Here is a 26536-nt window from a genome sequence, read left to right as displayed (position 1 = left end):
CTTAAGCCTCCTTTTTTATTATGTCCAATTCAGTCATACATCATCGCTTTACGTCATTCTTTAAAGCTAGTTGCTGGCATTTATACCTGTTCTAACGGCATACTCATTTCAGTAAAATATTGCGCTTCAAACTCGTCTAGCGGTAAGGGCTTACTGAAAAAGAAGCCTTGGCCAATTTGGCAATTATGCTGCTGAAGCCAAGTGAGTTGTTCTTGGTTCTCAATACCTTCTGCAACAATATCTAAATTCAGTTGCTGACCTAACATCAAAATGGTTGAAGCAATTGATGCATCATGGGGTAAATCAGATACAAACCCTCGGTCAATCTTCATCGTTGTAATAGGCAGATGTCTTAAGTATGACAATGATGAATACCCTGTACCAAAATCATCAACCGCTATACCAAACCCTGCACTTTTTAGCTGCTCAAGTTTAGTAATTGCTTGATCGACATCATTCATCAAAGAAGTCTCAGTTATCTCAATTTCTAAGAGTTCAGGACGAATTTGATATCTAAGCGCTAATTGTTTAATGTCAGAAACCAAACTGGCATCAGCGAACTGCTGCGATGCCACATTCACTGCAATTGGAATGGCATAATTGTATTTCTTTTCCCATTCACGAATGACCTTACAGCTTTGCTCGATAACCCAGCGGCCTATAGGAATGATTATCCCTGTTTCCTCTGCGATAGGTATGAAAGACATCGGCGGCACGAGTTCGCCATTCTTTTGCCAACGGATAAGTGCTTCACACCCCATAATTCGATTCGTTTTTAGATCAAGTTTTGGTTGGAAGTATAATAAGAATTCATTGTGCTTCAGGGCATCATGTAGTGAGGCTTCTGTTTTGAGCCTCACAGCTGCATTCTCGGTCATTTGTTGCTTAAAGAAAGCCCATTGATTAGAACCAGCAGCTTTAGCACTGTACATAGCGATATCAGCGTGTCGAATAAGATCCTCTGCGCCAGGGCCATCTTCAGGATAAATAGAGATACCGATTGATGCCGCAGGGTGAATGGCGTGCTCGTTAAGTTGTACGGGGGCATTAAGTTGCTTTTGCAGTTTATCGACGAAGTCAGCTGCTTGATCTGGTGTTTCTATATCATCAGCGACAATAACAAACTCATCGCCACCTAATCTTGCTACGCCGCCTCTGTCACCTACAACGGTTTCTAAAATCCTCGCGACACGTGCTAGGAATTGATCCCCAATAGCATGACCCAATGAATCATTCACGTTTTTAAAGCGGTCTAAATCGATAAAGAGTAGTGCAAAGTGTCTTTTGTGAACCCGTGCTCGTTGAATGGTTACATCCAAAGTTTCGAGCAATAAGGTGCGATTAGGCAAACTGGTTAATGGATCCCGAGTTGCCATTTTTCTGAGTTTATTCTGAGTCTGACTAAACTGTAATAAAATCTGGTTGAACTTTGAGGTCACTAGCCCAAGCTCATCATCTTTGTGAGCCTTAGCCATAGGCAGTAAGTTTTCATCGGGCAAGTCTGGGTCAATTTTATCAATTGCTTCACTAATTTGGGCAATGGGTTGAGTCAAAAAGCGGTGGAAAACGATAGTTAATACTAAGGTGAGTAATAAAGCTCGTGCTAACGTTGCAATAAAGCCGAGTTGTAACTGATTAAATAGGTTATTAGTCATCTCTTGTGTGTTGTAAAAGATGGTAAGCGTTCCAATCAGTTGCTGTTTTTTATTGCCTTCAAAATAAAAAGGGCGGTATAGCGGTCGTGAAATCTCATTTAAGTCTTTAAATAAAAAGTGGCTTAAATTGTCGTAGTTTTCAGAGAATTGTTTTGGTTGATTACTGGCTGTTACGAAAAGGCTACCATCATCTAAGGTAATGACTGCAGAGCTAATATTATCAATTTTGATAATACCCTCTAAGGTTTGTTCGGTTTGTTTATCATCTAGTGCCCAAACTGCATTAGAGGCAGTTTGTTCTACTGAATTAAGTAACTCTTCTTGAGAGGCGGTAAGCTGCTGTTTGGTTGTGACGACAACTAAAGCTATCTCGACAACAAAAATGGCAATCGCAAAAAACAAAGCAGTAAATACAACTAAGTTAGTTTGCTTCCATGTCAGAGATTTAAACCTTGGTGTCATTCAAACGATTCCATTTGTTTTTATTACAGTTTCATAGAGCAGATATCGATTAGAGAGTAAATCTGCTGTGCCTAATCACTTATTAATTTATATCGCTTTCGCATCATCTCACTTTAGACAAAATCAGATTAAATGTCATTAATTATAGCGATAACCTTATTCAACAAGAGAGGTACTTCAAGCAGTTAAGCAATTTTGAGCGGCTTTGTCATCCTGCTGTCATCAAATGCAATTATTTACAATGGCTGTTATCGGCTTCATTTTTGGTAAATTTAATTATTTTTTAGCGGTATATTGCGATGCGCTTTAACTATTGTAAAAAATTGCAGTATACTTATGCGCGTAATTTAAAGGTCAATAATTAAGGAATGGGTCACGTGAATCCAATTGTAAAGAGTTTTGAGTATGGTCAACATACCGTCACCTTAGAAACAGGTGTTATTGCACGTCAAGCAGATGCTGCAGTTTTAGCGAGCATGGGCGATACAACAGTTTTAGTAACTGTTGTTGGTAAAAAAGTAGCGGATCCAAGCCGTGACTTCTTCCCATTAACAGTTAACTACCAAGAAAAAACCTACGCAGCAGGTAAAATCCCTGGTGGTTTCTTCAAGCGTGAAGGTCGCCCTTCTGAAGATGAAACACTGATTGCTCGTTTAATCGACCGTCCAATTCGTCCTTTATTTCCGAACGGTTTTAAAAACGAAGTTCAAGTAATCATTACGGTAGTTTCAGTTGATCCACAAATTGAACCAGATATGGTTGCAATGATTGGTACTTCAGCTGCGCTTTCTATTTCAGGTATCCCATTTAATGGCCCTATCGGCGCAGCACGCGTTGGTTACATTGATGGCGAATATCTATTAAACCCAACAGTTGATCAAGTTGCTGAAAGTGACCTTGACTTAGTTGTTGCTGGTACTGAATCAGCTGTATTGATGGTTGAATCAGAAGCAAAATCATTAGCTGAAGAAATCATGCTAGGTGCGGTGACTTACGGTCACGACCAGCAGCAAGTTGTTGTTCAAGCTATTGCAGAATTCAAAGCTGAAGCGGGTAAACCTACTTGGGATTGGACTGCTCCAGTACAAGATCAAGATTTAGTAGCTCAAATTAAAGAGTTAGCTGAAGAAGGCATGACTGCGGCTTACCAAATCGAAGTTAAGCAAGACCGTTATGCTCAAGTTGGCGTAGTTAAAGCGGCTGCTAAAGAAGCATTGATTGCTCAAAATCCTGATGTTGATACTCGTGAAGTTGACAACTTATTAGGTAGTCTTGAAAAAGACGTAGTTCGTGGTCGTATTATCAGTGGCAAGCCACGTATCGACGGTCGTGAACCAGATATGATCCGCGCATTAAACGTATTAGCGGGTGTACTTCCACGTACACACGGTAGTTCTTTATTTACCCGTGGTGAAACTCAAGCATTAGTAACTTGTACTTTAGGTACTGAACGTGATGCTCAAAAAATTGACAGCATCATGGGCGAGCGTACTAATCGCTTTATGCTTCATTACAACTTCCCTCCTTATTCTGTTGGTGAAACAGGTATGGTTGGTTCGCCTAAGCGTCGTGAAATTGGTCACGGTAAATTAGCTTGGCGTGGTATCAATGCTGTTATGCCTTCTGCTGAAGAATTCCCATACAGTGTTCGTGTTGTATCTGAAATCACAGAATCAAACGGTTCAAGCTCTATGGCTTCTGTTTGTGGTACTTCATTAGCGTTAATGGATGCGGGTGTACCTATCAAGACTTCTGTTGCTGGTATCGCAATGGGTCTAGTAAAAGAAGGCGACGACTTTGTTGTTCTTTCTGATATCTTAGGTGATGAAGATCACTTAGGTGACATGGACTTTAAAGTAGCGGGTACTCGTGACGGTATTACTGCTCTGCAGATGGATATCAAGATTGAAGGTATCACTAAAGAGATCATGGACATCGCACTGCAACAAGCATACGGCGCACGTGTTCATATTCTTAACGTTATGGACCAAGCAATTGGTGGCGCACGTGAAGATATCTCTGATCACGCTCCACGTATCACGACTATCAAGATTAATCCTGAGAAGATCCGTGACGTTATCGGTAAAGGTGGTGCGACTATCCGTGCACTTACTGAAGAAACAGGTACAACAATTGAGCTTGACGACAACGGTACTGTGAAGATTGCATCTTCAAACGGTGAAGCAACGAAAGAAGCTATCCGTCGTATCGAAGAAATCACTGCTGAAGTTGAAGTGGGTCGCATCTATAAAGGTAAGGTTATCCGTATCGTTGATTTCGGTGCATTCGTTAACATCCTACCTGGTAAAGACGGCTTAGTTCACATCTCACAAATCAGTGAAGAGCGTGTAGCTAACGTTTCTGACCATCTTGAAATGAATCAAGAAGTTGACGTTAAAGTGATGGAAGTTGACCGTCAAGGTCGTGTAAGACTTTCTATCAAAGAAGCGAACGCTAAAGAAGAAGCTGCTGCAGAATAATATCTGACACTAAGCGTAAATTAAAAGGAGATCTTCGGGTCTCCTTTTTTGTGCCTATAATTTGTCGATAAATGCTTAGTGTAGACGTTATGGATATTGAATGAATACGTTGAGCAAGTCATGTAAGTTATCAATTTCAACCGTAGCTTATTAACTCTAAAGCTGGCTATATCATCAGTTATGCTGGTAAATGAAATTTTATTGGTATCTGCATAGCCCTTATGGAGATTGGTTGATATGATGCAAAGTAATTATAGAACCTGATAAGGTATTTAAATGGAACAGAAATTACGTACCACAGTTGTCGCATTATGTGTGGGTGCCAGTTTGTTATTGTCAGGTTGTGCCTCTTTATCTGGTAGTGCCGATAGCGCAGCGAATGGCAAAATCATGGTTGCGCCAAATGTCCCAGACTACAAACTTGAAGTAACCTTAGCCAAATTAAATGAAATTCTTGGCACGATGGAACTAACGCCTGAACAACGAGCGCGTTTTCATTATGATCGTGGCGTAATATATGACAGCGTTGGTTTACGTTTACTTGCAAGAATAGATTTTCATCAAGCCATTAAACTACAGCCTAATTTAGCCGACGCTTATAACTTCTTAGGGATTTATTACACCCAAGAGGGGGAGTTTGAAAGTGCTTACGAGTCATTTGATGGCGTACTTGAGTTATCACCTGAATATGATTATGCCTATTTGAACCGTGGTATTGCTTTGTATTACGGCGAGCGTTATGAATTAGCCGCTCAAGACATGAAAGACTTTTTACGAAAGGATCCTTCTGATGGCTACCGTGCTTTGTGGTTATATCTAGTCGACTCACCAAGAGATGCAGAGTCAGCACAGCTAGCATTAGCGGAAAATCGTCAGTCATTGAATGATCAGGCTTGGTCGTCAGTGTTAGTTGACTACTACTTAGGTAAAATGACTAAAGAGCAGGTTTTTGAGGCTGCTAAGGTCAATTTAAACCAGCCTAAAGAATATTCTGAGCGCTTATGTGAAGCCTATTTTTACATTGCCAAAAAAGCAGTTGAGCAACAAGATTACCAACTTGCTATTGATTACTATCGATTGAGCTTGGCAACTAATATTTATGATTTTGTAGAGCATCGCTATGCAAGAATCGAACTTGCTCAAGCGCAGCAGCAATTAATTGAACAAGAATCGGCTCAAACAAACTAATTGAGTGAATATCTAAAAGGCCGATAATGTTATTATCGGCCTTTTTCTTTTTACTCCTCAGGGCTAAGATTTATAAGCTCAGATTTTCTAGTTCAAATTCTGCAGTTAAGCAAGGCTAGTTCAAACTTCACTGACATCGTCAATCAGCTTTTGGTTTTGACTCACCAATACTCAAGACTTTACCTAGCCAACTATCCTCGGAAACGCTATAATTTGCGCCATTTTATTTATGCTAGGGCAAAGTAACTCATGTCAGCTCACACAGTCGAGGTCGATAAACGTCGTACCTTCGCGATTATTTCGCATCCCGATGCCGGTAAAACGACTATCACCGAGAAAGTTCTTTTATTCGGACAAGCTATCCAAACTGCAGGTACTGTAAAAGGTCGTGGATCAAAGCAGCACGCAAAGTCTGATTGGATGGAAATGGAAAAAGATCGTGGTATTTCTATCACGACGTCTGTGATGCAGTTTCCTTATAGTGATTGCTTAGTCAATCTTCTTGATACACCTGGTCACGAAGACTTCTCGGAAGATACCTATCGTACCTTAACAGCAGTTGATTCATGTTTAATGGTCATTGACTCTGCTAAAGGTGTCGAAGATAGAACACGTAAACTGATGGAAGTTACTCGACTTCGTGACACGCCGATTGTCACTTTCATGAACAAATGTGATCGTGATATTCGCGATCCTATGGAAGTGATGGACGAAGTAGAAAATGAGCTGAAAATTGCCTGTGCTCCAATTACTTGGCCAATTGGTTGTGGTAAATCCTTTAAAGGTGTTTACCATATTCTGCGTGATGAAACTGTGCTTTATCAATCTGGTCAAGGTCATACGATTCAAGAAGTCCGTATCGTTAAAGGGCTTGAAAATCCAGATTTAGATGAAGCCGTTGGTAGTGAGCTGGCTGAGCAATTACGTGAAGAGTTAGAGCTGGTTATTGGTGCTTCACATGAGTTTGAACTTGAGCCTTTTTTGAAAGGTGAACTTTCACCGGTCTTTTTTGGTACTGCATTAGGTAACTTTGGTGTTGATCATGTACTTGATGGTCTAACAGAGTGGGCTCCTAAGCCACAACCTCGTGCAACGGAGATGGGTGATATCCATGCTGAAAATGAAAAGTTCAGCGGCTTTGTATTTAAAATTCAAGCTAACATGGACCCTAAACATCGTGACCGTGTTGCGTTTATGCGTATTGTTTCTGGTAAATATCAGAAAGGCATGAAAATGCACCATGTTCGTGCCGGCAAAGATGTGCGCATTTCTGATGCGTTAACCTTTGTTGCGGGTGACCGTGAGCAAGTAGAAGAAGCATACCCTGGTGATATTATCGGGTTACATAACCACGGTACTATTCAAATTGGTGATACCTTCTCACAAGGTGAGAAGCTTAAGTTTACGGGTATTCCTAACTTCGCACCTGAAATGTTCCGCCGTATTCGCTTAAAAGATCCGCTGAAGCAAAAGCAATTGCTTAAAGGTTTAGTGCAGCTAGCTGAAGAAGGCGCTGTGCAGGTATTTAGACCACTTGATACCAATGACCTTATTGTTGGTGCTGTTGGTGTGCTGCAATTTGAAGTGGTTGTAGGCCGTCTTAAGAGCGAGTACAACGTAGAAGCGATTTATGAAGGCATTAGTGTGTCGACAGCCCGTTGGGTTTATTGTAAAGACGAGCGTAAGCTAGAAGAGTTCCGCCGTAAGTGCAGTGCAAACTTAGCACTAGATGGTGGCGATAACTTAACGTATATCGCACCTACCATGGTAAATCTGAATTTATCAATGGAACGCTACCCAGATGTTGAGTTTGCCAAAACACGAGAAAATTAATCCATAAACTCTAAAGAGTCGGTATTGATGAATATTAAAGGCGGATTTTCCGCCTTTTTTTATGCTCAAATAGGCCAAATAAATCGGTTTGTATAAACGGAATAATCAGTATATTTTGGAGCAAGAAATACTTATCAGCATCGACTATTCCATTATTTGTGTGCGATAAGCTTTTAGCATTCAGTATTCTTTAAGCCGTTTTTGATAGGTTAAACTTAGCAACGACGATTAATAATAACCTGATGTATAAATGATTTTAGTCAAAGGGAGAGATATACATGATTGATTCTCATGCACATTTAGATCTTGCTGACTTTGATCATGACAGGGCTGAATTATTTAATGCTATGGCATTAAAAGGAATTAACTCGGCTTTAATCCCTGCGATTAGTGAACAGCGTTGGGAAAATCAATTAGCGATAGCACAGCAATATCATTGCTATTTTGCTTTGGGTATTCACCCTTGGTATGTTCCCGAAGACATTAACGCATCACTCGTATCACTGGAGAATATGCTCGCCAAACATGCGGCAAATGACAGACTTGTAGCCGTTGGTGAGTGCGGATTAGATAAGCTAAAACCAGACTTTGATAGACAACAACAGCTGTTATCTGGACAATTAAAAATTGCAATTAACATGGAGTACCCAGTGATTCTTCATGGAGTGAAATGTCACCAAGAGTTATTGTCATTATTAAACCGATTCCCTAATCCCAAAGGGGGCGTTATTCATGGTTTTTACGGTGCGCCAGAGTTGGCAAGTCGATATATTGAACTAGGATATAAATTGGGTATCGGTGGCTTATTACTCAATCCAAAAGCCAAAAAGTTAAGAAAAACGATCACTGAATTGGATATTAAACATTTCATAATTGAAACAGACTCGCCTAGCATGACCCCCTATAATGCAACCGAAAAACGAAATACTCCGCTTATTTTGCCAAATGTGGCCTCTGAGATCGCAAATTTACAGAAAAAAACAACTGTTTTTATATTAGAACGATTGAATAAAAACTTCTCCCAACTGTTTGAGCTGTCGTAATTTTTTTTTAAACATGGTTATTAATAAATATTAATGTTTCATAAGATCCTGAAATTAAACTCTAAAAGTATGATCTAATCCACGATTTTCATCTGCTCCTCAGTTATAATCATTAACGGAAAATAGGTGAGTTAACAACAATTATACAAATCGTTAACATAAATAAGGGTGATGATTAATGGATATACTAATGAGTCTAGTTGGGGTGGTTACCATACTAGCAATCGGTTATGCACTATCAAACAACAGAAAAGCTATTAATGTTCGTACTGTTGGTGGCGCTTTAGCAATTCAAGCATTCTTTGCTGGTTTTGTTTTATACGTTCCAGTTGGTAAAGACATTTTAAAAGGTGTTTCTGACGCAGTATCTAGCGTAATTGGTTACACTCAAAATGGTATTAACTTCTTATTTGGCGACTTAGCCCAATTTAAAGTTGGTTTCATCTTCGCGGTAAACGTACTTCTGGTTATCGTATTCTTCTCTTCTTTAATTGCAGTTCTTTACTACTTGGGCATCATGCAGTGGATCATCCGTATTATCGGTGGTGGTTTACAAAAAGCATTAGGCACTAGCCGTACAGAGTCTATGTCTGCAACGGCTAACATCTTCGTTGGTCAAACTGAAGCTCCTTTAGTTGTACGTCCTTTCATCGCGACAATGACTAACTCTGAATTATTCGCAATCATGGTTGGTGGTTTAGCATCAATCGCGGGTTCAGTATTAGCTGGTTATGCGCAAATGGGTGTACCGATTGAGTACTTAGTTGCTGCATCATTCATGGCTGCTCCAGGTGGTCTTATGATGGCTAAGCTAATGCATCCTGAAACTGAAGAAGCTAAAAACGAAATGTCAGATCTTCCTGAAGATCCTGACAAGCCAGCAAACGTGTTAGACGCTGCTGCTGCAGGTGCTTCATCTGGTATGCACTTAGCACTTAACGTTGGTGCAATGTTGATTGCTTTCGTTGGTTTGATTGCAATGATCAACGGTATCATCGGTGGTGTAACAGGTTGGTTCGGTCTTGAAGGTATTACTTTAGAGCTAATCTTAGGTTACATCTTCATGCCATTAGCATTCTTAATCGGTGTACCTTGGAACGAAGCATTAGTTGCTGGTTCTTTCATCGGTCAAAAGATTGTTGTTAACGAATTCGTAGCATACCTTAACTTTGCTCCTTACTTACTTGATGCATCAGCAGAAGGTTACCAAGTGGTAGCAGAAACAGGCATGATGATGACTGACAGAACCAAAGCGATTATCTCATTCGCATTATGTGGTTTTGCTAACTTATCTTCTATTGCAATTCTATTAGGTGGTTTAGGTGCAATGGCTCCTAGCCGTCGCCATGACTTAGCTAGACTAGGTATCCGTGCTGTTATTGCCGGCTCTTTAGCTAACTTAATGAGTGCGACTCTAGCTGGTTTATTCTTAGCGATTTAATTGTCTAAGACAACCTTGAGTTGAGTAAATGAAGGCTGTTGTTACCTCGGTAATAGCAGCTTTTTTTTAGGTTTTTTTACCTAAGTTAATTGAAGTTTAATCTCGCTAGCCCGTTGGCTGGCATATGACTTGCTTTGTTAAATCACCAGTTTTTTATATTACTTTACTCAAAAAATGCAGTTTATTAGTCATAAATGTTCTAAGTTGTTAGTAGAAAGTAGAGATATTGTTCACATTTTGGGATTAAGTATTCGTATTTTTACCAAATAATATTGAGCTTTTATCCAATCTATGTACAATGCAAACGTTTATAAAAATCGCCACCCACGAAGGTGGTAAAATAAATATATCAATGGGGTTGATAATGAAAAACGTTAAAACTTTAGCTTTAGCTGCTACAACTATCGCTGCTATGTCTGCACCTGCAATGGCTGCTGACCGTGGTGAAGATATCCGTTCTGGTGATTACAGCTGGATGCAGTTCAATGCAATGTACGCATTTGACGAATTACCAAGTGCTGGCGAAAGTGGCCACGATTACTTAGAAATGGAATTTGGCGGCCGCGCTGGTGTTGTTGATTTATACGGTTACGTAGACGTATTCAACTTATTCACTCAAGATTCTGGTGACAAAGGCTACGGTGAAAGCCGTATGTTCATGAAGTTTGCACCTCGTTTCTCTTTAGATGCAATTACTGGTCTTGACCTTTCAGTTGGTCCTATCCAAGAAGTGTACTTCTCTACTCTATTCAACTGGGGTGGTGGAGCAATTGGTGAAGACGTAAACTCTTCTTTCTGGGGTTTAGGTGCTGACGTTATGGTTCCATGGTTAGGTAAAACTGGCATGAACTTATACGCTCACTACGACATGAATGGTAAAGATTGGAATGGTTACCAGTTCTCTGCTAACTGGTTCAAGCCTGTTCATAACTTCGATAACGGTACTTTCGTAGCGTTCCAAGGTTATGTTGATTACCAATTTGGTGCTGATGATGAGTACGGCGATGAGTTCGTTCCAATGTCTAGCAATGGTGGTGCAGCATACTTCGGTCTACACTGGCATTCAGATAACTACGCACTTGGTTACGGCCTAAAAGGCTACAAAGATGTATACCTTCTTGAAGATGGTGCTGGTATCGTTGGTCTAGAAACAACTGGTTGGGCTCACTACCTAACAGCTACTTACAAGTTCTAATCTAATTTGTAAGCTTTGGAGCCACATTATGTGGCTCCAAATTTATTGCAAAATATGTTAGTATTTACTTAAGTACATACAAAAATTTGTTAGAATGTATTTAGATAAATATTAAAGTCCAAACAATTTAAAATAGTGAACTAATATACTAGTGGTTCGGTATCAAATGTTTGGATTGATTTGCGCGCTAAAAGGGAATTTTCGCGGAATGGATGAAACAATTATTCTTTGTTTCACCTCTTCCGGTCTTCAAGGATTCAAGTCGTGGTACTCGTTATCAGATTGAATACTTAGTTCAGTAACTTATCAATTAATTTACTGGCAATGCTCGAAGGCCCGGCCTCTACATCAATCAACTGCCAGCTTTATGCATTGCCAAAACAAGATTTTTATTAGGTTTTTGTTTCGGAGAGCAAACATGAGTGATTTAAAAAAAGCAGCACAACTTGGTATCTCATTAATGGATTTAACCACATTAAATGACGATGATACTGATCAAAAAGTCATTGATTTATGCCACAAAGCGAATACTGCTGCTGGCCATACTGCTGCCATTTGTATTTATCCGCGTTTTATTCCAATTGCTCGTAAAACATTGAATGAGTTAGATTGCGAAGATATCAAAATCGCTACCGTAACTAACTTCCCACACGGTAATGATGATATTGCTATTGCAGTATTAGAAACTCGTGCTGCTGTTGCTTATGGCGCAGACGAAGTTGATGTGGTTTTCCCATACCGTTCATTAATGGCTGGTAACGAGTCTTTAGGTTTTGAGCTCGTTAAAGCATGTAAAGAAGCGTGTGGTGATGAAGCGATCTTAAAAGTGATTATCGAATCAGGCGAGCTTAAAGATCCTGCGTTAATCCGTAAAGCTTCTGAGTTATCGATTGATGCAGGTGCTGACTTTATTAAGACGTCAACGGGTAAAGTTCCTGTTAATGCGACATTGGAAGCTGCAGAAATTATGCTGACAGTTATCAGTGAGAAAAACCGTAATGTTGGCTTTAAGCCTGCAGGTGGTGTGCGCGATGCTGCACAAACAGCTGAGTTCTTAGGCGTGGCAGAGCGTATTTTAGGTGCAGAGTGGATTTCTCCAGCTAGCTTCCGTTTTGGTGCATCAAGCTTATTAACTAGCTTACTTCACACTCTAGATCTTGCTGATGCGCCTCAAGGTAAACAAGGATACTAAGCAGGTCGATTTGCTTAGTTAGACGTCTTAACGGTTTTAATTGATAGCACCAAGTAACATTGCATTATTTATTTGGTGCCATCTTGTTAAGGTGAAACTCTTGATTTTAAGTATGAATAAAAGGGTTTCATTGGAGGAAATGTTATGTTTCTCGCTCAAGAAATTATTCGTAAAAAACGTAATGGTGAAGCACTTAGTTCTGCTGAAATTCAATTCTTTGTAGACGGTATTACCCAAAATACTGTTTCTGAAGGACAAATTGCTGCATTCGGCATGGCAGTTTATTTTCAAGATATGAACATGGATGAACGTATTGCACTGACCACAGGCATGCGTGACTCTGGCACAGTACTTAGTTGGGATTCGTTATCGTTAAACGGACCGATTATTGATAAGCACAGTACTGGCGGAGTCGGTGATGTTATCAGTCTGATGCTTGGCCCTATGGCTGCGGCTTGCGGCGGTTATGTACCAATGATTTCCGGTCGTGGTTTAGGCCATACTGGTGGTACTCTCGATAAGTTTGATGCAATTCCAGGTTATCAAACCGAACCTTCAAGTGAACTCTTCCGTAAAGTAGTTAAAGAAGCTGGTGTCGCCATCATTGGCCAAACTGGTGATTTAGTCCCAGCTGATAAGCGCTTTTATTCTATTCGAGACAATACAGCGACAGTCGAGTCTATTTCTTTGATTACTGCTTCTATTCTTTCAAAGAAACTCGCAGCGGGCCTTGATGCATTAGCGATGGATGTCAAAGTCGGTAGTGGTGCGTTTATGCCAACTTACGAAGCATCTGAAGAGTTGGCTCGAAGTATTACTGCTGTTGCTAATGGCGCAGGGACTAAAACCACTGCATTACTCACTGACATGAACCAAGTACTAGCCTCATGTGCAGGTAATGCTGTCGAAGTTCGTGAAGCGATTAACTTCCTCACTGGTAAATATCGTAATCCGCGTCTATATGAAGTGACTATGGGCTTATGTGCGGAAATGCTAGTGTTAGGTGGCATTGCCCAAAATGATGCTGAAGCTCGTACTAAACTTAATGTTGTACTTGATAATGGTAAAGCCGCTGAGATTTTTGGCCGTATGGTGTCAGGTCTTGGTGGTCCGGCTGACTTCATTGAGTCATTCGATAAATATTTACCTCATGCATCGATTATCCGTCCTGTTTATGCCAGCCAACAAGGCTTTGCGCATAGCATGGATACTCGAGAGCTCGGCTTAGCTGTTGTTACTTTAGGTGGCGGACGCAGAAAGCCTGGTGATAAATTAGATTACAGTGTCGGATTAACCGATGTCTGTGCTTTAGGTGATGAGATTACTCAAGATAAACCTATTGCTATGATACATGCTCAATCAGAAGCGGCATTTGAAGAAGCTTCTGCCGCGGTACAACAAGCGATACATATTAAAGATTCGGCGCCAGAAAAAACGCCTGAAATTTATCGCTATATCCGCGCATCGGATTTATAAGGAGCTCAAATATGAAACGTACATTTATTATGATGCTGGATTCATTTGGTGTTGGTGCTGCAACTGATGCTGATAAATTTGGCGATGTCGGTTCAGACACCTTTGGCCATATTGCAAAAGCATGTGCAGAAGGTAAAGCAGATATTGGCCGTCAAGGTCCACTAAAATTACCTAACTTAGCAAAGTTGGGCTTAGGCCATGCAGGTTTCGAAAGTACAGGTAAATTTGCTGATGGCTTCGGTGATAACGTTGAGCTCATCGGCGCTTATGGCCATGCAGACGAACTAAGTTCAGGTAAAGATACGCCGAGCGGTCATTGGGAAATGGCAGGTGTACCGGTTCTTTATGAGTGGGGCTATTTTTCAGATCTAGAAAACTCATTCCCACAAGAATTGACTGATAAAATCCTGGCTCGTGCCGGTTTAACTGAGTTTTTAGGTAATTGTCATGCATCAGGTACTACCATTCTTGAACAGCTTGGTGAAGAGCATATGCGCTCTGGTAAGCCTATTTTCTATACTTCAGCTGACTCGGTATTTCAAATTGCCTGTCATGAAGAAACGTTCGGTTTAGAGAACCTATACCGTTTATGTGAAATTACTCGTGAAGAGCTTGAGCCTTATAATATAGGCCGAGTGATCGCCCGCCCATTTGTTGGTAATGGTCCTGATGATTTTGCACGTACAGGTAATCGTCGCGACTACGCTGTTGAGCCACCGTCAAAAACCGTGCTAGATAAATTAGCTGCTGCAGGTGGTGAAGTGGTTAGCGTTGGTAAGATTGCAGACATTTACGCTCATTGCGGTATTACTCAAAAAGTGAAAGCGACAGGCCTTGAGGCGCTATTTGATGCGACACTTGAGCAAGTTAAACAAGCGGGTGATAACACCATAGTGTTTACCAACTTCGTTGATTTTGACTCTCATTATGGTCATCGCCGTGATATCGCGGGTTATGCCAAAGCGTTAGAGTATTTTGACCAACGCTTACCTGAATTATTAGCACTGTTAAATCCAGAAGATTTAATCGTGTTCACAGCCGATCATGGTTGTGACCCAAGCTGGCAGGGAGCAGATCATACTCGTGAACGTGTGCCTGTATTGGCTATGGGGGCAGGTTTAGCTGCTGGCTCACTCGGTCGTCGTAACAGTTTTGCTGATATTGGTCAGTCAATTGCTAGTTACTTTGAACTTGAGCCGATGGAATATGGTAAATCTTTCATTTAACAATAAAAGATTATTATCTTCTAACGCTATTTTGTTAATAAATATAGTAGAATCGCACTGAGTAATTAAGGGGATGACTTAATTACTCATATTAAAGATTTAATATAAAAATATAGGGGTTTTTCATGGCTACACCACATATTAATGCTGTTGAAGGTGCTTTTGGCGAAACAGTTTTATTTCCAGGCGATCCATTACGTGCAAAATACATTGCTGAAACGTTCTTAGAAAATGTTGAGCAAGTGACTGACGTTCGTAACATGTTCGGTTTTACTGGTACTTATAAAGGGACTCGTATCTCTGTTATGGGTTCAGGTATGGGTATTCCTTCATGTTCAATTTATGCTCACGAGCTAATCAAAGAATACGGTGTTAAAAACCTTATTCGTGTTGGTACTTGTGGTGCAATCAGCACAGACGTTAAAGTTCGTGACGTGATTATTGGTATGGGTGCATGTACTGATTCACAAGCTAACCGTCTTCGTTTTAAAGGCCAAGACTTCGCTGCTATCGCGGACTACGGCTTAATGAATGCTGTTATTGAGTCAGCTAAAACACACGGTACTAAAATCCGTGTTGGTAACGTTTTCTCTGCAGATTTATTCTACACTCCAGATCCTTCAATGTTCGATACAATGGAAAAAATGGGTGTATTAGGTGTCGAAATGGAAGCTGCCGGTCTTTACGGTGTTGCACACGAATTAGGCGCTAAAGCTTTATGTGTTGTTACTGTTTCTGACCACATCAGAACCGGTGAAAAAACATCATCAGATGAGCGTCAAACTACGTTCAACGATATGATTGTGATGACATTAGATGCTGCTATCACACTTTAATTTATTTTAAAGTTTGATAAAAAGGGATAACAGTGATGTTATCCCTTTTTTGTTGTTTAAAAGAGCTAAGATAAAGCTAAATAGCTTACTTTGGCTCGGATTTATCTTTCTGCTCTTCTCGTGATTTGGCGGCGCTAGATGAGTTAGATGCTTTAGGCGATTTAGAGGCTTGCGCTTTGGCACCTTTATTTTTCGTATCAGTAGTCGTTTGGCTACCTTGATTCAAATCATTTAGTTCTTGATATTCAATATCGGCCAATTCAGTATCACTGAGTTCTGCATGCTCACCTGAGGGGATGTGGTCTTTCAGATCTTCTCTGCTATCCATACCATCATCCATACCATCATTCATGTCATCATCTATACCATCGACTGAGTCACTTTGATTAAGCTGTAATAAATGACTGTTCTTTCTTCCTTGTTTAGCTCGAGTTTTACGTCGGTCAAAGTCAGCTCGTTTAAATGACAGGGCGCGAGAGAGAAGCAAGCCTATAATTCCAGCCACAATTAACATGGTTTGTTGTAGCTTCATATTTTCTTGATACAAGGTTTTGATTTCGTCGAAGAATATTCGCAAGTTTACCCGTACTTCAATGTAGCCTAGGTTGTTGTCACCTTGGAGTACATTTTCAATCATTGGCGGATAAGGCGAGAGTAACTCTTTAAGTTCTTCATCATCGGCATCAAGTGCTTCTTCGCTGACCGATTGAGCGAAAGCAAGCCTAACACCTTGAGCGTCATAAATGTGGACGGACATGACTTTAGGGTCATCGATGAGGGCATTTGCAAGCCACTGTAGCTGTTCATCATTTTGTAAAAACATCGCTGGCGCCGCACCATTTGCCGCTTGTTGGGCTAATAGTCTTGCCATAATCTGCGTTTGCGAATTGAGCAATTGTTGCCCGTTGTTGAGGCTAGATTTCCATAAATGAGTTAGCCCAATTAACAAGATTATCGCAATCACGATTTGAATTAATCTGCTGATTTTTTGACTTTTCTTAAGACCTTTAACAAAAATCACTTTAATCCTTGGTGTTTTTTCTATTTAATTAATACTAATCGAAATATTTAATTGTAGATAGTCGCAATCATTGAGGAAATGCAGTCGATGGAAAGTCAGAAAAACTCTAATGCTCTAACCTGGTTATTTTCAGGGGAAGATGGCTCTTTTTCTCATGGAGATTTTAGCTTAACTCGCTACTTTGAAGACGAATTTCTCAATAATATCCAAGTTAAACAACCGCATCGGTTTCGGGTCATTTTTGATGAGGTAGATTTTGATGCTGTGTCTTCGTGGTTGAATCATCTTAATCAGGATTGTTCTGTGGCTGTGTTAATGCGCCATAACGAGCTAAAAGGGTTTGAGATCGCTTCATCCTCTCGGTTAGCGCAATTAATTGAATGCTTTCCTATTGACAGTAATGCAGAGCTATTTGAAGTCACACAAGCATTGCCGAGTATATTTAAACCGGGCTTATTGGTGATGGATATGGACTCGACTGCGATTCAAATTGAGTGTATTGATGAATTGGCCGCGATGGCTGGAGTTGGTGAAGCTGTTTCAGAAGTAACAGAAAGAGCAATGCAAGGTGAACTTGATTTTGAAGAAAGTCTTCGTCTTCGAGTAAGCAAGCTTGCAGGGGCGAGTGACAGTATTATTAATCAGCTTTGTCAGGATTTACCGCTAATGCCTGGGCTTGAGTCTATTGTGGCTGAATTAAAGCCTAATGACTGGAAGCTGGTGCTAGCATCAGGTGGATTTACGCCGTTTGTTGGCCATTTAAAAGACTTACTGGGGTTAGATGCTGCCTATGCTAATGAGTTAGTCATCGAAGATGGAAAGCTAACAGGTGAGGTGACTGGTGAGGTTGTCGATGCGCAATATAAAGCCGATGTGATAGATAAAAGCGCTGCTAAATGGCAAATAGCTGCAGGTCAACGAGTGGCTATTGGTGATGGAGCCAATGATATTCCAATGGTTAAGGCGGCAGATTATGGTATTGCATTCCATGCTAAACCTAAGTTATTAGCAGCATCAAATGCGAGTATACAGCGATTAGATTTACGCTGTTTAGTATTCCACCTTCAAGGTTAACTCGCCACTAGGATAGCCTGCTTAGCTGGAGGTTAACCAGGTGAGGTTGTTAATTTTAAAACCGCATTACTGTTAAGTAGTAATGCGGTTTTTGTTGGCTTATAGAAAGAACTGAACCGTCGCTTATATTATTGATTAGATTTTTTACTCTAATTAACTTGAAGTTAACATTTATGCTGTTTAACCTAGGTATATTCCTTTCTGCTGATAAAACTTACCAATACCAATGAAGCAAGAATCTCACTTTCTGCCATATCGTGATGGCAAGTTACACCTTCGACATATCAAGCCCTCTATGCCAATTGCTTCTCGAGAACCTATACTGATGCTTCACGGCGCGATGTCGAACGGACGGGTTTTTTATAGTCCATCAGGGCGAGGTCTTGCCTGTTATTTGGCTGAGCAGGGCTATGATGTTTATGTGCTTGATACTGCAGGAAGAGGCTTGAGTGAGCCTAGAATTAATGCTTCATATTCTCTGGGACAAACAGAGGTGATTTTGGAGCAAATCCCTTTAGCTCATCAATTTATCCTATCCCAAACTGGCGCGGATAAAGTGCATTGGTGCGCTCATTCATGGGGGGGCGTATTAATGGCGAGCTGTTATATTCGATTTGAGTCATTACGCCCTGAGGTTGCCTCATTTGTTACTTTTGGTACCAAGCGAACCATTAAGGTTAAATCATTAAGAAAAACGATGATGGTGGATGTATTTTGGAACAGACTTGCTCCATTAATGACGCAATATCAAGGTTACTTAGCGGCAGATAAATACCGGATAGGGATGGATAATGAAAGCAGGCAATCATTATTACAGACGATTGACTGGGTAGGTGGTGATTGGGTAGACGCTGAAGATCACTTCGATTATTCCGAAGCGGTTAAAGGTATCAGCTGGCCGAAAACCTGGTTTATCGCTGCTCAAAAAGATTACGTACTAGGAAACCCTAGAGACGTAAAAGACATGATGCTTGAGTGTGGTTTAGAAAACGCTGATTATACACTCTTGTCAAAACGAAAAGGTTTTAAGCGTGACTATACCCATGGAGGAATGCTGACTGATAAAGTGGCTGTTTTGGATCACTTTCCATTAGTGAGTGATTGGTATAATCGATTTTAAACAAAATAGTAAAAACGACTATAAACTCATAACGATATTAAGCTTGTGATAGGCGGGTTTTGACGGCTAATCTTCTAGTAAATGCAGCTCTGGAAACCTGACCTCGACTTCAGATGTAATATCTAACAGTTCACCACTACCAATAATTCGCCACAAACGTTCCTCTAAGGCTTTAGCTCTATGGCTGGCATGGATAGTAATGTATTCCATTTCACGGCGAATATAGCTCATATCAGGTTTTTCTGTTGCGCCCAAATAAATCCTCAATGCCATAAACTTGCCTACAGCTTGTGCATGACTAATAAATTTTATTTGTGCACTGCGATGGCTAAAATCACTGACTAACTGTGATTGAATGTTAATTGCTCCTCGACCTTGCCTTGATATCTGCAGAAAAACCTCAAAGTACTGCATGCCGTCTATGGGCTTCATTGATCTGACAGGATCAATAATGAGCTGTTTAAACTCGGTTTCATTAAACAATGGCGTGAGGTTGAAGCTGAGTGGTGTAGTTGAGCCCGCTGCAAATAAATGACTAATATCGTCGGTTTTGGTGCCAATTCCAATGCAGGCTAATTGAGCTGACTTTTTCGTTTTTTCAACAAAGTAAGGCACACTGACTAGTTGTCGAAGCAATAAATTTTTCATCCCATCAGCCAGTTCTTTTAGCTCGCCCTCATCTTCTGAAAGCTGCTCAAATTTATCTCGGTTATGGTTGATTAGTTTATTGAGAAACTCCACTCCTTGGTGCGGTTCATGACCGATTAATGCGGATAAATGCAAAGTTTGCTGTTTCTTATTACCTTGAGTGCGAGCACGAATAAGTCGATATGGCAGTTGGCTTAATTGCATTTTTCCAGCGATTTCCTGCAACTTAGGAAAACTCAATATGACATCTGTTGCACTGCTAAACTGAGTATCATCCTCTAAGGTAAACTGGATACCACGTGATGAGATATCATGGGAAATCCCACGAGACTTCTTACCATTATGCTCAATTTCTATAATGGTTTTAAAGGCAAAGCGTGCTTCTCGTCTACGCTCGCTGAAAGGCATTGATAATCTTTTTATCGTATTTTTAGTCAGTTTCTTTTGATTAAAGATTTTAAGTTGATTGACGTTATCGCCTTCATTAAACCAAGCACGATAGTTTGGTCTAATATCTTCATTAGTTAAGTCTATAAGCTGTAATGTATAGGCAAAACGAGCCAGTTGTTGCTCTGTTAACGCTGAGTATTGCTGCTCATCACCAGGCAGTGTCGAGGTTTTATAATTAAGCTTATGATCTACCTTTTGTTGGCATACTTTAAAAATTCGCCAGCTGGATTTAGAGGCCCCAAAACCGAAAAAGAGCTGCATAGCCTGATGCTTTTTTAGTTCATGTAAGGTGGCTGAAAAATACTGAGTAATGCCTTTATTACTATGGGTAAAACAAAAGAATAGACTGTGATCTGCTTTATCAGGCGACTTGATTAAGTTAACTAATCGATTATTGGTGAGGAAGTTAGGTAATTGGTTAACTTCGTTTTCGTCAATAAAATACTGCAATATAGGCTGGTTGCCACGACTGAGTAACTGATGACTGATAAATGGCTTCCCATTTTCAACAGACAGATACAGCGGCATGTGTGACAACATAGGTAAATAGTGACGCTCAAACCCTAAGCCGGTGGCATTGACGATGACATCATTGACATCAACTTTGTAGCGAAACTTGTAACCGCGAATGAGCTGACTGAGTAGTTTGTCTAATTCTTTGCTATCTCCAAGACGCTTAAGGCGCATGATGGCGCTGTCATCTTTATTTTGTATATCAACAATTTGATAATCTACACCATGTTGTAAATCTTCGAAAAAGAACTCTTCATTAAGCTCAAGTAGTTTTACTCTAAGTGGTTTATCTTGGTCAAAGCGATGTTTGGCGGGTAAACGAACTCTAGCGCCACCCACGGATAAATCTAAACTGGCACCTAAGACTTCGCCGCCGCCATCTTGTGATGCAGAAATACGAATGGAATAATTCATTCTCTCTTCGCTGCGACTGAAGTAGCTCCCTAATACAACACCAGGGACGACGAGTTCAGATAACTCTTCAGTGGGTTCTTGTTCTGTTTTGCGAAGGCTTTCTTTGCGAAGTTTGTGTTGGCTCAGGACATGCTCGTATACGCCAACAGTATATTTATTACGGTATAGTCCAAGAGCTTGAACAAGGGAAAGTTTAGCGGGCTCATCAAGAAAATGTCGCTGTTTAGCAACGGTCACTTCTTCACATTGAAGTTCAGATTTATCTCGTAAATCAATAATTCGGGTGCAACTGGCTGAAAGGCGGTTGAGCTCCATTTTAACTAAAAAGCGAGTAGAGTTAGACTCATCGATGGTGAGTTTTTCAAAGACCTCTTTGAAGTCGGGCTCCATTAATAGCGGCTTGAGTTGTTCTATTAGCTGACTATGGTCTTCTATGCTCATTAGCTCTTTTCAGTTTAGATACGAGATATAGGTGATAAATATAAGCCTGACTGTTAATCTTATCGGCCTAAAGTAAGCTTACTTTATATAAATTTAAATTATGTGCCTGTTAAAGCAAGTAAGATAATCATTAAAATATATTATAAATGAATTGATAATTCATTCATTATCAAATTGGTTTAACTCTAAACGAAATGACATTGAAGCATGGCAAAGAATAAAACAGCGTTTGTATGTAATGAATGTGGGCAAGATTTTCCACGATGGCAAGGGCAATGTAGTGCATGTCAGGAGTGGAATACGATTTCTGAAGTGCGTATTGCAGCAGTTAAATCTACAGCAAACTCAGTGGCGGGTTACGCAGGCTCTGTTGGTGGAGGTTCAAAAAAGCTCGGTGAAGTTGAAGAGTTTGAAGCCGAGAAAAAATTAACGGGTATTGGTGAATTAGATCGAGTGTTATGTGGGGGGCTCACGACCGGCTCAGTCAATATTATTTCAGGCGATCCAGGGGCGGGTAAGACCACATTATTGTCTGATCTGATTGCAAGAATGTCTCAAAGCATGCCATCACTCTACTGTACTGCTGAAGAGTCGTTATCCCAATTTAAGAACCGAGTTAATCGGTTGAAGCTTAATTATAACGAAGATAACTTGTATTTAATGGCTGAAACCAGTGTCGAAGCGATTATTGCAGAACTTGAAGCCAAAAAAGTTAAATTTGCTGTGATTGATTCGATACAAGCTGTTGTGTCAGAAACGGCGAATGGCAGTCCAGGTTCGCCTTCACAGGTTAAAAGCAGTGCCCAAGCCTTAACACAGTATTGTAAGCAAAATAATGTGACCATGTTTTTAGTGGCTCACGTCAATAAAAATAATGAAACAGCTGGGCCGCAAACACTGATTCACATTGTAGATTGTTTGACTCATATTGAATGTAATGATGGTCAAATCAGAACCCTACGTGCGAATAAAAACCGATTCGGTGATGTTGATACTGTGGGTATTTTCAAAATGACCGAACGTGGCATGATAAGTGTTGATAATCCGAGTGAAATCTTCTTATCTGGGTCTACAACCAATTCTCCTGGGGCTGCCATTACCTGTATTCGAAAGGGGAATCGCAACCTTTTACTTGAGATTCAATGCCTAACAACTGAAACAGAAGGCGAATTTCCACAGCGAGTCTGTGTCGGTTTAAATATGAACCGAATTAAAATGCTCACTGGCGTATTACGTAAACACACCAAAACCAAAATTTATCACGATACTTATTTTAATTTAGTCGGTGGGTTAAAAATTGATGAGTCAGAAACCTGTATTGATTTAGCACTGGTGACAGCACTCTTAAGTAGCTTGAATGATTTTGTGGTACCAAGAACCACATGCATTATGGGCGAACTCAGTTTAAATGGTGATGTTAGGCCAATCGACAGCGGTGTACCGCGTGTTAAAGAGGCGGTACAACATGGCTTTACAGAGGTGTTTATTCCGCATCGTAATTATCATAAATCGATGGAAGGTTTAGGCGCTAAAATTCATCCGATTAAAACCATTCATGAATTACTTGAGTTAATTAATTAGTTGGTTTTATCGCTTACGCTATTGTCAGCATGTGTTGACAATAGCGTTGAGCGGTTTAATCGGAAAAAGCTAGAAAGTTTAAAATTAACAAAGGTATAATCTTTATTTATTTGTAACGTTAAGCCTCATTCACTCAATCTCATCACATTTAAAATGGAATATAGCAGTGTTTATTCGATTTAAAGTCAGTTTATTATTGTGGTGTGTCTTCTCAACAAGTCTGTTCGCTAAAGAGTCCACTCCTCAAGTTTTGCGCTTATATCAAAATGAGTTTCACTTTCAGTACCATATTGAATTATTAAAAATGGCATTGGATAAAACGGCTGCTGAATACCCTGAGGCTAGAGTACAATTTACCGAGCAAGTTACCCCTGGTCGCGGTTTAAAAATGTTGGAGCAAGGCGAAGTCAATGTCGCTTTTCTTGCTTCAAGTAAGCAACGTGAAAAGATGTTTATTCCGATAAAAGTCCCATTGTTGCAAGGCTTATTAGGGTATCGGTTACTGTATATTCATCAAGATAATCAAGATAAATTTAAGCAAGTTAACAGTGCAAATCAGCTAAGCCATTCATTTGTTGCTGGCTTTGGCTCACATTGGGCTGATTTAGACGTTTTACGCCATAACGAGTTGCCAACGCAGGAAGTTGGCACCGCGAAAAGTTTGTATCGTATGTTACAAGCGAAGCGTTTCGATTACTTCCCAAGAGGGGTGAGCGAGATTTGGGCTGAAAAGAAAAGGCTAGGCCCTGATTTGCCCGATCTCATTATCGAACCTAACCTAGCACTTGTTTATCATTTGCCTATGTATGTGTTTGTGAATAAACAGAATCCAGAGTTGGCGGAGCGGATTGAGAAGGGCTTACAAAGAGCCATTGAAGACTTATCGTTTCAGGAGTTATTTTTAAAATATTATAGTGACGCTATTTTAAAGGCGAAATTACCCCAGCGAACAATTATTCATTTAGAAAACCAAGATTACCTTAGCGAAAAACCTATCGATTCAAGCTGGTGGCTTTAACTGACTTTGAGTCACAGCCAGATTAAGCATCGATAAGTTGATATCTTGATGCATTGAGTGTTCACCTACACATAGGGATGCTTAATCTAGATGCAGCAACTGTGCTAATTCTCTGTGCAATAACTCAGCATCACCAATGTTCAACTCTATGATTCTTTTTAAATGGCTAATGCTATCAAGGTCAATGTGCTGACACTCTAGCCCAAGTTGCTGGCCTTTATGATGCACGAGTACAGTATCCATATTCAGGACGATATCAGATTCAGGCAGTAAAAAGCTTAAGCCAATTTTTTGTCCTAATGTGAGGGATAAGGCTTCTGGCTCTGATACTAATGCGCCATTAATACTGAGATCTAATATATTGGTACGATAGGTTTTATCGTTAAAACTGAGGGTGGCTGTCGCGGCAAACAATGTGCGAGTGTATTGTCTTCTTTCATCCATAAAATGTTACCTAGATTGTCACTCGATTTAAATTGAATAGGGAAGGAAGGGCTAATTTCACCATTCAAATAACCACTTAAGAATACGCTATCTGTATTTGATTGCCAATATAAGTCAGTTGTTAGAGGAACCAACCGGATTAAAAATAGCGCATAAAAAAAGGAGCATTCAGCTCCTTTTTTAATGTTGAGTAAAATAATTACTCAATGAGTTTACTGATTTACACTAAATGAGTAAATGAGCACAAAGTGCAATGACAGGCAGTGTAACGAGTGTACGTAGAATGAATACTACAAATAACTCAAAGAAGTTAACTGGGATTTTGCTACCAATTAATAATGCACCGACTTCACTCATGTAGATTAATTGTGTGACTGACAAAGCCGCAATCACAAAACGCGTTAAATCAGATTCAATAGAGCTTGCTAAAATAGATGGCAAGAACATATCAGCAAAACCGACTACGATTGTGGTTGATGCGACATCAGCTTCCGGAATTTGCAGTAGTTCTAACAGTGGAATAAACGGCATACCTAAGTATTCAAAAATAGGAGTGTTTTCTGCAAGTATAAGGGCAATAGTACCAATGGCCATTACTACTGGGATAATACCGAACACCATATCCACGACATTTTTTACGCCTTCACGCAGTACATGTTTAACGCCGCCAGCACGAGATGCTTTATTGATTGCTTGCTCAAATCCCCACGACATAACCCCATGACCTTTAGGGATCATTTCATCGTCAGGATGACGAGGGGTGTTATCTATGTATAAATCTTTTTTCCATGACAGTGGTGGTAACTTAGGAACCACTACAGCAGCGACAAAACCAGCTAAACATACTGTTAAATAAAACGGTACAAAAAGGTGTTCAAGTTTGACTTGAGAGATAACGACTAAGCTAAAGGTAATCGAAACAGCAGAAAAGGTTGTACCGATGACAGCGGCTTCACGCTCAGTATAAAGGCGTGTTTCATATTGTTTGTTGGTCATTAAAATGCCGACACTACCATCACCTAGCCATGATGCCATACAGTCGATTGCACTTCTGCCAGGTAAGTTAAAGATAGGACGCATTAATTTAGTCAGCATGGTTCCGAAAAACTCGAGCAAACCAAAATTTAATAATAACGGCAGCAACATACCTGCGAAAATGAACACAGAAAATAATACAGGTAGCAAGTCATTAAGGACTAATGCACCAGTATCTGCAGAATAGATAACTTCGGAGCCAATCTCTAAATAAGTTAATACAATGAATATCGCACCTAAAATACGAACAACTAACCAAAAAGGTGACACATTGAGAAGGGTATTAAGAAAAGGCTTTTCTAATACCAATTTAGGCTTAAGTAATTTACTGATTACCGAAATGATAGCCATAAACACGACAATACAAGTTACCAATAAAGGTAATACGTCGGCAAAATGGCTTTGCACTGCTTTGGAAACAATAGCAATTGGAATCGTAATGGCGCCGTTATAACTGATAGGCGTCATGAATAATAACAAGCCTAGCAATGACGGTATGACAAAGGTCAATATTGTCTTAATGTTGTATTTTTGTTTTTCTTGAGTCACTTTTTATATGCCTTTGCAATTGGCCAAATAAGCTTGGCTGATTGTGTCTAACCGTCCAGTGGGAAAAATGCTGAATGTCCATTCAGAAGTAATAAAGCGAGGCAAGGGTACCTGCTTATCTAGTCTATGTAAAACTATTCACTTTGGCGAATAGTTATTGAGTTATTTTGCTTATCTATATTCTATAGGGTTTGGCAATAA

19 protein-coding genes are annotated in these 26536 nt (G+C 40.1%); 14 read left to right on the top strand and 5 right to left on the bottom strand.

Annotated features, from left to right (window positions below):
* Positions 1-80 precede the first annotated feature (80 nt).
* Positions 81-2117: a putative bifunctional diguanylate cyclase/phosphodiesterase gene (locus tag SJ2017_RS16055; protein WP_080916401.1), complete on the bottom strand. Its 2037-nt coding sequence runs from the start codon at positions 2115-2117 to the stop codon at positions 81-83.
* A gap of 377 nt (positions 2118-2494) precedes the next feature.
* Here SJ2017_RS16055 and pnp point away from each other — a divergent pair, with 377 nt between their 5' ends.
* The 10 genes from pnp (at position 2495) to deoD (ending at position 16027) form a co-directional block, all read left to right on the top strand.
* Entirely contained in the window at positions 2495-4597 is a 2103-nt protein-coding gene (gene pnp / locus SJ2017_RS16050; RefSeq protein WP_055023717.1) for a polyribonucleotide nucleotidyltransferase, read from the top strand.
* Positions 4598-4873: 276 nt separating this feature from the next.
* Entirely contained in the window at positions 4874-5785 is a 912-nt protein-coding gene (gene nlpI, locus SJ2017_RS16045) for a lipoprotein NlpI (protein ID WP_065108655.1), read from the top strand.
* 249 nt (positions 5786-6034) lie between these two features.
* Positions 6035-7618, top strand: a complete 1584-nt coding sequence (prfC, locus tag SJ2017_RS16040; protein WP_055023719.1) for a peptide chain release factor 3 — start codon at positions 6035-6037, stop codon at positions 7616-7618.
* Positions 7619-7896: 278 nt separating this feature from the next.
* Entirely contained in the window at positions 7897-8661 is a 765-nt protein-coding gene (locus SJ2017_RS16035; RefSeq protein WP_080916400.1) for a TatD family hydrolase, read from the top strand.
* 178 nt (positions 8662-8839) lie between these two features.
* On the top strand, positions 8840-10102 hold the full coding sequence (locus SJ2017_RS16030) for a NupC/NupG family nucleoside CNT transporter (RefSeq protein WP_080916399.1): 1263 nt from the start codon (positions 8840-8842) through the stop codon (positions 10100-10102).
* Between the two features lie 364 nt (positions 10103-10466).
* Positions 10467-11297, top strand: coding sequence for a nucleoside-specific channel-forming Tsx family protein (locus SJ2017_RS16025; RefSeq protein WP_055023722.1), 831 nt, complete (start codon positions 10467-10469; stop codon positions 11295-11297).
* Between the two features lie 418 nt (positions 11298-11715).
* Entirely contained in the window at positions 11716-12489 is a 774-nt protein-coding gene (gene deoC / locus SJ2017_RS16020; protein ID WP_055023723.1) for a deoxyribose-phosphate aldolase, read from the top strand.
* Between the two features lie 144 nt (positions 12490-12633).
* Complete coding sequence (gene deoA, locus SJ2017_RS16015) at positions 12634-13965, top strand: thymidine phosphorylase (protein WP_080916397.1); 1332 nt, start codon at positions 12634-12636, stop codon at positions 13963-13965.
* 11 nt (positions 13966-13976) lie between these two features.
* On the top strand, positions 13977-15191 hold the full coding sequence (locus tag SJ2017_RS16010) for a phosphopentomutase (RefSeq protein WP_080916396.1): 1215 nt from the start codon (positions 13977-13979) through the stop codon (positions 15189-15191).
* A 125-nt stretch (positions 15192-15316) separates the two neighbouring features.
* Complete coding sequence (gene deoD / locus SJ2017_RS16005) at positions 15317-16027, top strand: purine-nucleoside phosphorylase (RefSeq protein ID WP_055023726.1); 711 nt, start codon at positions 15317-15319, stop codon at positions 16025-16027.
* Between the two features lie 85 nt (positions 16028-16112).
* On the opposite strand, the gene SJ2017_RS16000 is transcribed toward deoD, so the two are convergent.
* Positions 16113-17048 (bottom strand): AhpA/YtjB family protein, encoded by a 936-nt coding sequence (locus tag SJ2017_RS16000; RefSeq protein WP_080916394.1) that lies wholly within the window; start codon positions 17046-17048, stop codon positions 16113-16115.
* Between the two features lie 87 nt (positions 17049-17135).
* Between SJ2017_RS16000 and serB the strand changes: the two genes are divergently transcribed.
* On the top strand, positions 17136-18122 hold the full coding sequence (gene serB, locus SJ2017_RS15995; RefSeq protein WP_080916393.1) for a phosphoserine phosphatase SerB: 987 nt from the start codon (positions 17136-17138) through the stop codon (positions 18120-18122).
* 226 nt (positions 18123-18348) lie between these two features.
* A complete protein-coding gene (locus SJ2017_RS15990; protein ID WP_080916391.1) occupies positions 18349-19242 on the top strand; it encodes an alpha/beta fold hydrolase in 894 nt (297 codons plus the stop codon).
* Positions 19243-19308: 66 nt separating this feature from the next.
* On the opposite strand, the gene SJ2017_RS15985 is transcribed toward SJ2017_RS15990, so the two are convergent.
* On the bottom strand, positions 19309-21708 hold the full coding sequence (locus SJ2017_RS15985; RefSeq protein WP_080916390.1) for a PilZ domain-containing protein: 2400 nt from the start codon (positions 21706-21708) through the stop codon (positions 19309-19311).
* Positions 21709-21915: 207 nt separating this feature from the next.
* Between SJ2017_RS15985 and radA the strand changes: the two genes are divergently transcribed.
* Together radA and SJ2017_RS15975 are read left to right on the top strand one after the other, a co-directional pair.
* The gene (gene radA / locus SJ2017_RS15980) at positions 21916-23289 is read left to right on the top strand and encodes a DNA repair protein RadA (protein ID WP_080916388.1); all 1374 of its coding nucleotides are present in this window, start codon (positions 21916-21918) and stop codon (positions 23287-23289) included.
* A 166-nt stretch (positions 23290-23455) separates the two neighbouring features.
* Positions 23456-24307 (top strand): type 2 periplasmic-binding domain-containing protein, encoded by an 852-nt coding sequence (locus SJ2017_RS15975; RefSeq protein WP_055023731.1) that lies wholly within the window; start codon positions 23456-23458, stop codon positions 24305-24307.
* Positions 24308-24388: 81 nt separating this feature from the next.
* Here the strand turns inward: SJ2017_RS15975 and SJ2017_RS15970 are convergent, their stop codons facing one another.
* Both SJ2017_RS15970 and SJ2017_RS15965 read right to left on the bottom strand, forming a co-directional pair.
* Positions 24389-24751, bottom strand: coding sequence for a PilZ domain-containing protein (locus tag SJ2017_RS15970; protein WP_080916387.1), 363 nt, complete (start codon positions 24749-24751; stop codon positions 24389-24391).
* A 225-nt stretch (positions 24752-24976) separates the two neighbouring features.
* Positions 24977-26254 carry a YjiH family protein gene (locus SJ2017_RS15965; RefSeq protein ID WP_119968521.1) on the bottom strand — a complete coding sequence of 426 codons (1278 nt, stop codon included), beginning with the start codon at positions 26252-26254 and terminating at the stop codon, positions 24977-24979.
* Positions 26255-26536 lie beyond the last annotated feature (282 nt).

The organism is Shewanella japonica (genome assembly GCF_002075795.1).
GTDB classification, from domain to species: Bacteria; Pseudomonadota; Gammaproteobacteria; order Enterobacterales; family Shewanellaceae; genus Shewanella; species Shewanella japonica.
The sequence above is the reverse complement of the archived record's forward strand: the minus strand, read 5'-3'. Positions and strand labels throughout refer to the sequence as shown.

Excerpts from the sequence above, each read along its gene's own strand:
- SJ2017_RS16055 (WP_080916401.1), bottom strand. The coding sequence starts at position 2,117 with ATGACACCAAGGTTTAAATCTCTGACATGGAAGCAAACTAACTTAGTT.
- nlpI (WP_065108655.1), top strand. The coding sequence starts at position 4,874 with ATGGAACAGAAATTACGTACCACAGTTGTCGCATTATGTGTGGGTGCC.
- prfC (WP_055023719.1), top strand. The coding sequence starts at position 6,035 with ATGTCAGCTCACACAGTCGAGGTCGATAAACGTCGTACCTTCGCGATT.
- SJ2017_RS16035 (WP_080916400.1), top strand. The coding sequence starts at position 7,897 with ATGATTGATTCTCATGCACATTTAGATCTTGCTGACTTTGATCATGAC.
- SJ2017_RS16030 (WP_080916399.1), top strand. The coding sequence starts at position 8,840 with ATGGATATACTAATGAGTCTAGTTGGGGTGGTTACCATACTAGCAATC.
- SJ2017_RS16025 (WP_055023722.1), top strand. The coding sequence starts at position 10,467 with ATGAAAAACGTTAAAACTTTAGCTTTAGCTGCTACAACTATCGCTGCT.
- deoC (WP_055023723.1), top strand. The coding sequence starts at position 11,716 with ATGAGTGATTTAAAAAAAGCAGCACAACTTGGTATCTCATTAATGGAT.
- deoA (WP_080916397.1), top strand. The coding sequence starts at position 12,634 with ATGTTTCTCGCTCAAGAAATTATTCGTAAAAAACGTAATGGTGAAGCA.
- SJ2017_RS16010 (WP_080916396.1), top strand. The coding sequence starts at position 13,977 with ATGAAACGTACATTTATTATGATGCTGGATTCATTTGGTGTTGGTGCT.
- deoD (WP_055023726.1), top strand. The coding sequence starts at position 15,317 with ATGGCTACACCACATATTAATGCTGTTGAAGGTGCTTTTGGCGAAACA.
- serB (WP_080916393.1), top strand. The coding sequence starts at position 17,136 with ATGGAAAGTCAGAAAAACTCTAATGCTCTAACCTGGTTATTTTCAGGG.
- SJ2017_RS15990 (WP_080916391.1), top strand. The coding sequence starts at position 18,349 with ATGAAGCAAGAATCTCACTTTCTGCCATATCGTGATGGCAAGTTACAC.
- SJ2017_RS15985 (WP_080916390.1), bottom strand. The coding sequence starts at position 21,708 with ATGAGCATAGAAGACCATAGTCAGCTAATAGAACAACTCAAGCCGCTA.
- radA (WP_080916388.1), top strand. The coding sequence starts at position 21,916 with ATGGCAAAGAATAAAACAGCGTTTGTATGTAATGAATGTGGGCAAGAT.
- SJ2017_RS15970 (WP_080916387.1), bottom strand. The coding sequence starts at position 24,751 with ATGGATGAAAGAAGACAATACACTCGCACATTGTTTGCCGCGACAGCC.
- SJ2017_RS15965 (WP_119968521.1), bottom strand. The coding sequence starts at position 26,254 with ATGACGCCTATCAGTTATAACGGCGCCATTACGATTCCAATTGCTATT.